The sequence below is a fragment of the Thermodesulfitimonas sp. genome (assembly GCF_052743955.1).
This window is the reverse complement of the sequence record NZ_JBRAIN010000078.1, coordinates 7,083-8,171: the sequence shown is the minus strand read 5'-3', so window position 1 is coordinate 8,171 and position 1,089 is coordinate 7,083. Positions and strand designations below refer to the sequence as shown.

Here is a 1,089-nt window from a genome sequence, read left to right as displayed (position 1 = left end):
CACCTTCGCCGTATCGAGGAAGATGCGCATCCCTTTTCCCTCTCTGCCAAAGTTTCGCAACCCGTTGGGCTACGTTACCTTCAGCTTACGGCACCACCGGGCACCGGCTCAACGAAACCGTCACCAAAAGTCGCTAAGCTCCTCTTTGTCCCGCATAACCGTTACCCGCTTAAAACGCCTAACCGTTTGGCGGCCGTAAATGACCGGTCGCCCGAGAACGCGTAAAATACCAGGGCCGCCGGCGAAACCGCGATAAGGTTACCCGCAACGGGGAGGCTGGCCATCAGTTGGGGGCAAAAAGAGAAAGGCCACCCCAACCGCCGGAGAAACGGCATGGCGAAACAGTTGAGGCAGCCGATAAAGGGTTAACCGTGACCGGAATAGGAGCTGTAGCGGGGAAAATAGCCTTCAGGGAAGGGGAAATTCCTTTAAATTTTCAGCATCATCGTAATCCTCTTAATCTTACTTGACGGTAATATGACCTGCTAGTATTATAAATTGCGACCTTACGTTTGGAGGGAATGGTTTTGAAAACGGTCAAGGTTTCCGTCACCCTCCCCGAAGAGCTCTACCGCCAGATAAAAAGTCTAACCAACAACCAACCTGAGCGCCTTTATTTCGGAGGGTGTCCGCCAGTATTTAGCTCGCCTGATGACCGAGCGGGCTGGAGACGAATACGCTGGCGCTTGGGCCACTGATGACCACCCCGAATTAGATGACCTCAAAAAAATAGCCAATTACGTGCACGAAGTGCGGACCGGGTGGCGAACAGAAAATGACTGAAAGCATAGTTTTGGATACCGGTGTCCTTATCACCCATCTCCGCAACCTGCCCGGGGTGAAAGAATTCCTGAAGCACCTGGCAAGCAAAGCCACACGCTCCTCGTGTCCGCCGCAAAAGCACCACTCATCAAGACCAATCCTAAACATTTCCAGCCGATACTTGGCCTGGAAGTACGCAGCCTCCGCAAGGAACTCGCTTCTGAGCCAAACCACGGCTACAGTTAGCTCCCGCGGCCGCCTTTGCCATTCAAAAGCGCGGCCAAGCTCCGCGCCGGGGCAGACGCAGCGTTCAAATCTGACCACCTT

Annotated in this window: 1 protein-coding gene; it reads left to right on the top strand. The window is 54.0% G+C overall.

Annotated features, from left to right (window positions below; genetic code table 11):
* Window positions 1–225 (top strand): hypothetical protein (locus tag ACUVTA_RS07260; protein WP_445952292.1); only part of this gene is annotated, 225 nt, incomplete at its 5' end.
* Window positions 226–1,089: the final 864 nt, after the last annotated feature.